Below are 10,286 nucleotides of genomic sequence, written 5' to 3'. Positions count from 1 at the left end.
ACCATTTTCAGTATAAATTTGGTTGAGATAATAATCTGTTGCGTAAGCATTTATTGTTCGCGTATAAAGTTTACTATCTCTTAATTTCGAATAAGCATAAATATAATCAAATGCAGAACTTTCCTTAAGTCCTGTAGTTCCAATTATTCGAGCTCCTTCAGAAACTGAAATTTCATTTACGTATACTTTTTTTGCTATTTCGTAAGCTTTATGAATTCGCTCTTCTGCTGTATATTCCATTAAATTAGTGGATTAAGTTCGGTTTTTTAGTATTACTGCCAACGTCCCGCTACTACAGCGGGTTTGGGACTAAATTAAGCCCATTCTTCGGATTTGCCAAATCATCCCAAATACAAAACCAACTTTCCATTAAGCCAATTACCCAAATCCGTTGTAGTAGCTGTTACCAGCAGGCTTTTTTATTTATTCCTAAATTTTATAATTGCAAATGCGTTTAGTATTAAGGCTGAAATTACACTAGAAATTAACGCATATAAATAATATGGATTTGGATCTTCAACTTTGTCTAGCACAAGCATAAAGCAAATTAAACAAAAGCAAAATATTAGAAAAAATATTGGATAGATAATCTGTGCAATTTTATTTTTTGAATAATAATAAGCCAATATAAAAATTACTGATAAGCCAGCATTAATTATCCAATTTGTGATATAAACCTTTGTGTAAGCACCACTAAAAAATATTCCATTAATATCATGTAAAATACTTCCGTTAAATGTCAAAAGAAGAATTTGATTAATTGCTCCAATTGAAGTTGCAATAAATAGCAAACTGATAATGATTATATATTTAAATTCCTTTTTCATTCGATTTTTTTTAAACTTGCTGGTAACGTTTCGCGGCTTTATGAAGTTGGGGATTTTTGTTCCCGAACCATTCCAATAGGATAGAAGCCAAATATACAAAAACAACTTTCTATTAAGCCTAAAACCCCAATTTCATAAAACCGCTGTTATGCGCTGGCATTTATACTTTTGGTTTTTTATTTCTATTACTAATAATTCCTTTGTATGTCGTCTTATATTTAGTATAATATTCGCTTTTTTTTATCTTTTCTCTCATCCACAAGTATTTTACTTTTATACTGATATCTTCACTGTCAATATATTTTGCTACAATCCTGCACAAACCTGAAAAATAGGCATGTACTCCGCCACCATATTCTAGATATTCATCTACATCATTAAAATAATCAATATAAGCTAAACCATCTTCTTCTGTTGCAAATGAATTTTCATAATGGAAGTCTTTTAGCCTTTCTAATTGTTTTTGCCCATTAACTCTAGCAAATTGCCATAACACTTTAGGATCAATAACTATTCTGGGATGCATGGCGCATTTTGATTCTAGGTTATAAGCATTTATCATTCCTGGACCGAGCAGTAAATTATCTGTATGGATTAATTTTCCTTTTGTAATCCCCCCACGAAGTAAAATACCTTGATACAAAAGATTAATTTGAATCATTTTCAAATGTTTAAAAATTGCAAGCATTTCAGAACTATCTTTCATTGACACACTAATCACAATGGAATCACTAAATTGTGACAATTGAAGGGTGGATGGGTCTTCATAATCAACTCTCACCAAATTAAAATATCTGTGAATATAGGTTAAAGCACTCGCAATTTTGTCTAGTTGTTCTTGAGAATTTACACTTGCCTTAATAATATTTGCAAACCCAAGAATATCAATAAACGCAACAATCCTTTCTTCGTATTTATAACTCATAAATCTAATTTAATTTGATAGTCGTATGCTTGCGCATAACGTCTTGGCACTACAGCGGGTTTGGGACTAAATTAAGCCCATTCTTCGGATTTGCCAAATCATCCCAAATACAAAACCATTTTTCCATTAAGCCCAATGCCCAAATCCGTTGTAGTGGCTGTTAGGTAGCGTAACTTTTTTACATATTTTCTAATTCCAAGTTTTAAATATAGTTTGATTAACAGTTTCTTTGTCAGATGGCGGTGGTGGTGGCGGAGGAAATCTAACAATATGTTTTCCGTAATCTATATCTTTCGTGTAAGGAGAAAATTTTAATGATTTAATTATTTTCTTGAATTCAGCAGATATTTTATAGGTATTGGTTGGAGCTTTCTTTCCATAAACGAATACAGAATCAAGTTTTTTTCCATTTTGTATGAATAATTTAAAGGCGTGTCTGTCTTGTAAAGATGATTCAGAATATGATTCTTCTAAATTGGAAAAATCAATGTTGTCAACTAAAGAATCTATTTTTATTTTATGTTTTGTGTCATTTATAGCGAAAAACGATTTTTGAGTAGGTAAATATTCTGTTAGAAATACTGTGTCATTGCAAGTTAATTTCAATGTATAAACTTCTTCTTCGGTTGCATCAGAATAAATGTACGATTTCAAAGAATCACATTTAGCAAATTCCTTTCTATGACAGCTTGAAAGTCCAATAGAAAGTAAAATTAAAAAGTAAAATTTCTTCATTATCCGCAATTTTGGTGTTATGCTACCTAACGTTCTGGTACTACAGCGGGTTTGGGGCTAAATTAAGCCCATTCTTCGGATTTGCCAAATCTCCCAAATACAAAACCATCTTTCCATTAAGCCTATTGCCCAAATCCGTTGTAGTAGCTGTTGGCGGTTCGGTTGTTTTTAGTCGAAATTACGATTTTAATCCTTTTTTCATATTTCTGTTCGTCCATTTTCATTAATGAACTTCAATTTTTTAGTTTTGTTTTTCTTAGTATGAAATAACAATATTTGCATTATTCCTAATAGCAAAAAAGAAAACAACTGAAATTAGAATTCCAATTATAAAAAATATTAATTCTAATTTACTAAAATACTTTTCCGTAAAATTATGCATCAGAATTGTCAAATAAATAGCTATGTATATTATCAAAAGAAAGGCTGTAGAAACAAAAATAAAAAGCATTTGTTCTCCAAATTTTTTTATTGATAATTGGATGATTTCGCATGTTGTATTTGCATAATAGAGCAAAGTCCAAAACCAAAATATTCCTCTTATTGTTTTAGTAGGTGGTTGATTCATTTTAGTAGTTGCATTTTAAAACGGAAACTATTTTTGACATTTACTTTTTTTATTCACGTTACTGCTTTTCACGCCAACTTTTCCGGATTATCCTGCGTAGCGAAAATCAATCTTTTCTTTTTTTTCTGCGTAAGTTCGGCTTCAACTGACCGCCAACGTTCTGGTACTACAGCGGATTTGGGACTAAATTAAGCCCTATTTTCGGATTTGCCAAATCATCCCAAATACAAAACCATATTCCCATTAAGCCAATTGCCCAAATCCGTTGTAGTAGCTGTTAGTGGCAGTTACTAATTCATTTTCTTTAAGTAATATTTTCTTTTATTTTTTGAACCTTGACTTTTCCGAACAATTTTGCCTGATGCAATATTATAAACCATTAGTTTATTGCGTTTTATTTTATATTTTAAATGATAAGGAATACCATTTTCCAATTTCAAATCATATGAGTGCATATTTCGATATTCATTTGTATCCACTTCTTTTGTAAGCATTTCGTTGAACGACAAGGTATCTTTTGATTGGTTGTATTTCAATTTCTCAAATTTTATGTATGCAATATTATTTGTGACTTTAAATCGTCCTGTCAAGTTTTCATTCATTAAATCTCCTGCCATATGATATTCAGTCGTACTGTCTGGATTAAATTTTATCTGGGTGACAAAAAAACCATGTATTGCAAAATTCGATCTATAGGTTCCGATAAGATTCTTTTTTGAATTGCATGAAATCAATAATGAAACTAATATAAGTAAAAATGAGATTTTTTTCATTAATTATAATTTGCAGTTTTCAAGAGCCAATTGCCACTAACGTTCTGGTACTACAGCGGGTTTGGGACTAAATTAAGCCCTATTTTTGGATTTGCCAAATCATCCCAAATACAAAACCAACTTCCCATTAAGCCTATTACCCAAATCCGTTGTAGTAGCTGTTAGTGGCTGTTTTCTTCACAGGCAGTATTTTCCGTTACAATTGTTTTAGCCCAAATATCTCCTAAACGTTGGTTTCTGTCAGTGTTTTTTATTGTTATTATTCCAATTAATCCGAATAGAAACATATCAATAGGATCGAGTAAATGTCTTTTTAATGATTGACTAAACGAAAGTTCCCCATTATTTTTTATTAAAGATTTTGGTCTTAATCCCATAATTGAATTTCCTAATGTTGCATCGAAAAATACTTCAAGTAACACTGTAAAAGCAAACCAAAATAAAACAGGTACTAATGCTAAAATTCCATTAACTGTGTAACCGCCTTCGTCGTTTGGTTGTCCAAAGGAATAAACAAAAACATAGAAAAAAGTAAAGATTATGGAATAGTCAATTAATCCAGCTAAAAAACGTTTTCCAAGATTTGTTTTTAGTACATTATTTTTCATTTGCTATTTAGAATTTATGTTCACTGGAACTAATTAAGCCAATTATTTTTCTTTTTTTTAGTGTATCGATTCCGAATAAATAAGGCATCCTTCCTTTTGTACTTACTATATTTCTTAAATTCAATAATATTGCATTATCACTTGCAATTAATGTTAATTTATGTCCAGGTTGATTAAATAAAAAAGGAATATAAAACTCATAAAGTACATCTTGGTTTGTTTTAGTTTCCCATTGCTGTATCCCAGCAATGTTTTTAATCAAACTAATGTTTTCTTCTTCATTAAATGGTGTCACAATGGCAATTAATTTTTTTTCATTGAACTTAGAATAGAAAGTGTAAAAAATCAAGATTATGAAAACTACTAGAAAAGTGATGTTATTTTTTGAGACAAATAAAAAAATGAATAAAGGTAAAAAGCCAAAAAAATTGCCCCAAAAATCATCAAGTTCATCTTTAGGGAGTTCTTTGGTTTTAATAATATTTTGAAGTTCAATTTCTGTCATTTTGGTGTAGGTTGGTTTCTAATAGCCACTAACGTTCTGGCGCTTGGCGAGGTTGGGGAATAAAGATGCGAGATTTTTCGGTTAAACACAAATTTTTCAAATACAAAACCATCTTTAAATTCAACCTAAAACCCCAATCTCGCCAAACGGCTGTTAGCGATAGTTTCTATTTTTTCGCAATCACAATCGTTTTTTCCGCTTTGTCTTTTGTGTAGTAAATATACTTTTCTTTATGATTCCATTCTTCGTTTGCGAGTTTCAATTCTGAACCTTTAATTTCTTCAGAATTAAAAAACATCGAAATTCCATTAAGTGCAATTTTTTTTCCTTGCTTATTTTTCAAAATTGTTGGATAAAAACCCATTCTTTTTTCTTCAGCTTTTTCAGCTTTATTTCTTATTTCTAATGAAATTCCAAAATCACTTTCAGAAATATTTTTTATTTCATCTATGAAAAAAATGTTCTTAAAAGTTGTGTAATGATGACCCAAAGGTGGTTCATTTGAAAATTTAATAGTGGTAAATTCAAATTTTTATCCGTTATTCAATTCAATTTTACATGGAGCAATTCTGCTTAAATTCCAATCATTTGTTAAACCAATTTTTTCGATTTCTTTTTTTAAACTTTCAGGGCAAACTAGATTTATTTCACTCCATTTTTTTAGCAGTTCGATTTGACCGTCAAAAATTTTTTCGTACATATTTCCATTGATGTAGAATTGAGTCGTACATTTTTGACATTTGTAGATTTTTATGCCACCTATTTCATCTGTTAATTGGATTAGGGAAATAATCTTGTTTTCCAAATAGTCAATTCCAAAACTAATGGTATTTTGTTCGTAACAATTTGGGCAACCGCTTTTCTTTTTTCTTTTGAATAAATTGAACAAGGTTTCTGTTTTGGTTATAGTTTCTGTTTTTCGGTGTGAAATTATCGCTAACGTTCTCGCGCTACACGCGGTTTGGGATTAAATAAAGCCTTATTTTCGGATTTACCAAATCTTCCAAATACAAAACCATTTTTAAATTAAACCAATTGCCCAAATCGCTTGTAGCGTGTGTTATAGGGCGGTTGTTTTGACGAAATTACAATTTAACCGCAAATTTTAACGTTTCTTTTTTTTCAGTTTGTAATTTTCGATATATTTCTTTTCAATTTTGGTTTCTGCTTTTCAGACTCCAATTTTTACGTTTCTACGGTTAAATCCCAACATCTCATTTAACTTCTATGTTATGACAAGTTTTTCTTAATTAAAAAAATTAAGCAAGTTAATAAGCTAGCAACAATTACGCTTAATAAAGCCATTAAATAAACATCTGAAAGATAACCTTCAAATGGTTTTATTTTAAAATAAGTGAAAAGAACTGAAGTTGACACCAAGCTAAAAATTGCTAAACTTATAAAAATAGAAACTTTGACACGAAATATTCTTAGACAAATTAATACTAGTAACGAAATAATAAATGTTATGCTTACATTCAACATTGTTACAAATGGAGCCATTCCAATTTCGCCTCCAGAATAATTAGTTGTTTTTAGATAGATGACAAAAATAATGTTACTTAAAACAGATGTCAAAAAATATGATAATAAATGTTTTGGCCAGTATTCCATTTAGATTTTTTGCTGTTAGTTTCGCATAACTTTTACGTTTCTGCTGTCAAATTCTAATTTTCACGCTTCTGCTTTGTAAATTTCCTGCGAGCTGTGAACGTTATTTCCAAATCGAAATTACCTGCGTAATTTCGGCACAACTGCCCTATAACGTTCTGGCACTACAGCGGGTTTGGGACTAAATTAAGCCCTATTTTCGGATTTGCCAAATCATCCCAAATACAAAACCAACTTCTCATTAAGCCAATTGCCCAAATCCGTTGTAGTGGCTGTTATGGTGTGTAGCTTGACGATGTTGAGCACGAACGAATTAACATTCCAATTATCGATTCCAATTACCCAAAGTTTTCCACTTTTCGATTTCCGTTCCAAATAGTTTCCGTTTTTGAACTTCAAACTTCGGTTAAATCTCAAAGAAAATCGACAAAAAAAATTCCGTTTTCGGTTTTCCATAAAGCAGTTCACGTTTCTTTATCCGCAACAATTAAGTCTCAGATTTCGGTTCGAATTTCAGTTCGAATTTCGGTCGGCTCGGTTTCTGTTTCGATATGTATTATTCGAACTAAAGCTTCTGATTAAAATCGACTGTTGATCGTCAACAGCTATACACCATAACGTTCTGGCACTACAGCGGGTTTGGGACTAAATTAAGCCCTATTTTCGGATTTGCCAAATCATCCCAAATGCAAAACTATTTTTCCATTAAGCCAAATGCCCAAATCCGTTGTAGTGGCTGTTACTGGAGGCTTGTTTTTGTCGAAATTACGATTAAACCGCAAATTTTCACGCTTCTGCTGGCAAAATCCAACTTTCACGTTTCAACTTTCCCATTATAATTTTTCGTGTCTTATTCTCAAAAAGTGTCACCTTCTTCATCTTCTTCATCTTCTTGATATTTTTCATATTCATCATCATCTTTAGCATCAATTTCTTCAACATAACCATATGACTTTCTAATTTGGTATTGAATAAATATTGTTATAAGTAAGATGAAAGTAAGAAATAAAGAAACCGTTATAAGTCCAACTAATGGTAATCCACAAAAATTACTGTTTTTTTGAAGATTAGATAGAATAATGTTAAACTCCAAAATGGTTGACAGGATTTGGCCTAAAAAACTAATTAAACAAACTGTTCCAAAGCTTAATTTAATATCTCCACCAATAGCTTTTCTGCCAAAAATAATTTGAAATAATAATGGCAGAAAAATTAAAATTATGTGCATTTTTTGATATTTAGTTTGTTATTAATTTCAAGTTTCTGTTGGCAGATTCCAATTTTCACGCTTCTGCTTTGTAAACTTCTTGCGGAAACCAATGCTTATTTCCTGATTGTTTTCATCTGCGTAATTTCGGCACAAGTCTCCAGTAACGTTCTGGCACTACAGCGGGTTTGGGGTTAAATTAAGCCCTATTTTCGGATTTGCCAAATCATTCCAAATACAAAACCATTTTTCAATTATGCCAAATGCCCAAATCCGTTGTAGTGGCTGTTATGAGCCGTTTTTATTCATACATTTTTGCTCCCATAAAAATGTCCGCAAAAGTTTTCCAATTCGGTTTGTCGGCATCTATATTAATTTCCATATTGTTATAATAACCTTGGATGTCTTCTGTATAAGATGATAAAGCACCAAGAAAATCGCTTAAATTTGTGTTTTCCCAATATTCAGGCTTTTCGTGTAAATTTTTCTGTAACAGATTTATGAATTTTGCAAAACTTTTTCTGTCGTTTACTTCAAAATCTTCTAATTCATTATTCATCTTTATTCTTTTTGATTTCTTCAAATAAATTTTTAAACTCTTTGAGTTTAATTAAAAATTCATCGTCTTCCATATAAAATAACTTAGGATTAGTTACTTCAGTTTTGGTAATTCCCATAATAAGCTGACCAATTCTAAAATCTGGATTTTCAAGCCATAAATTTTCGAGTTCTTTTAAAACTGGTTTTATTCGGTTTATATCACGCATAATTATTTGGTTATTTTCAATTGCGTTATTTCTGTAAAATGGCTCATAACGTCCCGGTACTACAGCGGGTTTGGGACTAAATTAAGCCCTATTTTCGGATTAACCAAATTCTCACAAATACAAAACCATCTTTCCATTAAGCCTATTGCCCAAATCTGTTGTAGTAGCTGTTGTAGGCAGTTTTTTATGCAGTTATATATCTCAAAAATCGTCTTCCAGTCTCTGTAAATTTATAAAGCGCTTCAGGTTTGTGAATGATATCGTATGATTCTAGTAAAGCGACTAATTTAGTTGTGATTGGATCATTTTGGATTTTGTAATTATTTTGAATTGCTCTTGTAATAGTGTTAAAAGTATCTAATTCATCACTATTATTCATTATTCTTTCAGCTAACTTTTCAAGTTCAGAATTTGAATTATTTGTTGTTTCATCTACTTTTACAAGAGTTTTGTCACTGTCAATTTGTTTTTTCAGCGATTCGATTTCTAAATTTTTGTCTTGAACTAATTTTGAAAATCTTTCTTCTTGTTTAAGAATTTGTTCTCGTAATTCAATTGATTGTTCGACGGTTAATAACTGTTTGCTTTCAATTAAATTTTTATGTTTTAATTTCCAGTTTTCAAAATTGATTGATAGCCAATATGCACCATTGGAAAGAAAAGGAATAATTGTTAGTAATATAAAAGTGGATATTAAAGGATAAGTTACCAGATAATGACAGTCATTATAATTAGAAATGATATAGTCAATTTTATTGATTTTTAATTTATTTTCAGAAACAAAAAAACTCAAATATGGGATTTTCCAATTCCATAAAAGCCAAGAAAATATAAAAGTTCCGAAAAGTGGACTTGTAGTTCGTTCGTATAAAATTGCACTTATCGATTTTTTTATTTCTTCCATCATTTTGAATTTAGTTTCCTCTGTTCTTTAAAATTGCCTACAACGTTCTGGTACTACAACGGGTTTGGGACTAAATTAAGCCCATTCTTCGGATTTGCCAAATCATCCCAAATACAAAACCAACTTTCCATTAAGCCAATTGCCCAAATCCGTTGTAGTAGCTGTTGTAGGCTGTTTTTTTAATACGTTACTAATTTGGACTCTTTTAGTTTCCACTTTTTTGTTTTCACATTATATTCAAATGTGTTTTTGGATAATTGATATGCACTTGCGTGAACGTATGTTATTAATTTTTTACTTTTTGCTATAAATTTTGTTGGAAAAAATTCCATTTCAGTTGTTAGAAATTTATCTAATGTGAATTTTTTATTATTGTCTTGAACGTAAAAATTATATGTTGGACCTCCATTTCCTCCGGAATCATTTTTAATTGCAAAATCTTCTCTATTGTCAAAATTAAAATCTGTAATCACTAAATCTCCAAATTCATTATCAACAATTTCGGCATTTTTATTAGTTCCTGTTGAATAAGACCTTACCGTTTTACAATTAATAAAAGTATTTTCAAAAAGGAAACTTGATCCAAAATTAAATTCCTGTTTCTTATTTGAGATTTTGTTATAGACAATAACTTTCACAGAATTACTATCTATAATTTCGTTTGGAATTTTTATTTTCTGTAGTTTTATTTCAAAGTTAAATTCTTTAGATAAATTTTTGTGTAAACAAGTTTGACCCAATAATATTTTCGGAAAAACTAAGCAAACCAATAAAATAACGATATTTTTCATTTCAATTTTTAGTTTCTTCTCAGCGAAAATAGCCTACAACGTTCTGGTACTACAGCGGGTTTGGG

At 30.4% G+C, this 10,286-nt stretch carries 15 protein-coding genes; 1 reads left to right on the top strand and 14 read right to left on the bottom strand.

The features are described from left to right. The 9 genes from VFS71_RS09970 to VFS71_RS09930 all read right to left on the bottom strand — a co-directional run. On the bottom strand, positions 1–240 hold a 240-nt coding region (locus VFS71_RS09970), incomplete at its 3' end, for a hypothetical protein (protein WP_326401049.1). Between the two features lie 179 nt (positions 241–419). Further along, complete coding sequence (locus tag VFS71_RS09965) at positions 420–827, bottom strand: hypothetical protein (RefSeq protein ID WP_326401048.1); 408 nt, start codon at positions 825–827, stop codon at positions 420–422. 160 nt (positions 828–987) lie between these two features. After that, positions 988–1,752, bottom strand: coding sequence for a hypothetical protein (locus VFS71_RS09960; protein WP_326401047.1), 765 nt, complete (start codon positions 1,750–1,752; stop codon positions 988–990). Positions 1,753–1,941: 189 nt separating this feature from the next. After that, complete coding sequence (locus VFS71_RS09955; protein ID WP_326401046.1) at positions 1,942–2,487, bottom strand: hypothetical protein; 546 nt, start codon at positions 2,485–2,487, stop codon at positions 1,942–1,944. A gap of 858 nt (positions 2,488–3,345) precedes the next feature. Continuing rightward, complete coding sequence (locus VFS71_RS09950; protein ID WP_326401045.1) at positions 3,346–3,828, bottom strand: hypothetical protein; 483 nt, start codon at positions 3,826–3,828, stop codon at positions 3,346–3,348. Between the two features lie 161 nt (positions 3,829–3,989). Next, positions 3,990–4,436 (bottom strand): RDD family protein, encoded by a 447-nt coding sequence (locus VFS71_RS09945; protein ID WP_326401043.1) that lies wholly within the window; start codon positions 4,434–4,436, stop codon positions 3,990–3,992. Positions 4,437–4,443: 7 nt separating this feature from the next. Then, on the bottom strand, positions 4,444–4,941 hold the full coding sequence (locus VFS71_RS09940) for a hypothetical protein (RefSeq protein ID WP_326401042.1): 498 nt from the start codon (positions 4,939–4,941) through the stop codon (positions 4,444–4,446). A 166-nt stretch (positions 4,942–5,107) separates the two neighbouring features. After that, positions 5,108–5,431, bottom strand: coding sequence for a hypothetical protein (locus VFS71_RS09935; protein WP_326401041.1), 324 nt, complete (start codon positions 5,429–5,431; stop codon positions 5,108–5,110). 42 nt (positions 5,432–5,473) lie between these two features. Next, positions 5,474–5,830, bottom strand: coding sequence for a hypothetical protein (locus tag VFS71_RS09930; RefSeq protein ID WP_326401040.1), 357 nt, complete (start codon positions 5,828–5,830; stop codon positions 5,474–5,476). Between the two features lie 465 nt (positions 5,831–6,295). Here VFS71_RS09930 and VFS71_RS09925 point away from each other — a divergent pair, with 465 nt between their 5' ends. Then, on the top strand, positions 6,296–6,466 hold the full coding sequence (locus VFS71_RS09925; RefSeq protein WP_326401039.1) for a hypothetical protein: 171 nt from the start codon (positions 6,296–6,298) through the stop codon (positions 6,464–6,466). Between the two features lie 942 nt (positions 6,467–7,408). Here VFS71_RS09925 and VFS71_RS09920 read toward each other — a convergent pair. The 5 genes from VFS71_RS09920 to VFS71_RS09900 all read right to left on the bottom strand — a co-directional run bounded on the left by VFS71_RS09920 (position 7,409) and on the right by VFS71_RS09900 (position 10,221). Further along, positions 7,409–7,780, bottom strand: coding sequence for a hypothetical protein (locus VFS71_RS09920; RefSeq protein WP_326401038.1), 372 nt, complete (start codon positions 7,778–7,780; stop codon positions 7,409–7,411). Between the two features lie 280 nt (positions 7,781–8,060). Beyond that, on the bottom strand, positions 8,061–8,318 hold the full coding sequence (locus VFS71_RS09915) for a DUF7660 family protein (RefSeq protein WP_326401037.1): 258 nt from the start codon (positions 8,316–8,318) through the stop codon (positions 8,061–8,063). Then, a complete protein-coding gene (locus tag VFS71_RS09910) occupies positions 8,311–8,526 on the bottom strand; it encodes a hypothetical protein (RefSeq protein ID WP_326401036.1) in 216 nt (71 codons plus the stop codon). Before VFS71_RS09910 ends, VFS71_RS09915 begins: the two co-directional genes overlap by 8 nt. A gap of 184 nt (positions 8,527–8,710) precedes the next feature. Continuing rightward, entirely contained in the window at positions 8,711–9,430 is a 720-nt protein-coding gene (locus VFS71_RS09905) for a hypothetical protein (RefSeq protein ID WP_326401034.1), read from the bottom strand. 179 nt (positions 9,431–9,609) lie between these two features. Continuing rightward, complete coding sequence (locus VFS71_RS09900; RefSeq protein ID WP_326401032.1) at positions 9,610–10,221, bottom strand: XAC2610-related protein; 612 nt, start codon at positions 10,219–10,221, stop codon at positions 9,610–9,612. Positions 10,222–10,286 lie beyond the last annotated feature (65 nt).

The sequence above is a fragment of the Flavobacterium sp. genome (assembly GCF_035760125.1).
Classification (GTDB): domain Bacteria; phylum Bacteroidota; class Bacteroidia; order Flavobacteriales; family Flavobacteriaceae; genus Flavobacterium.
The sequence above is the reverse complement of the archived record's forward strand: the minus strand, read 5'-3'. Positions and strand labels throughout refer to the sequence as shown.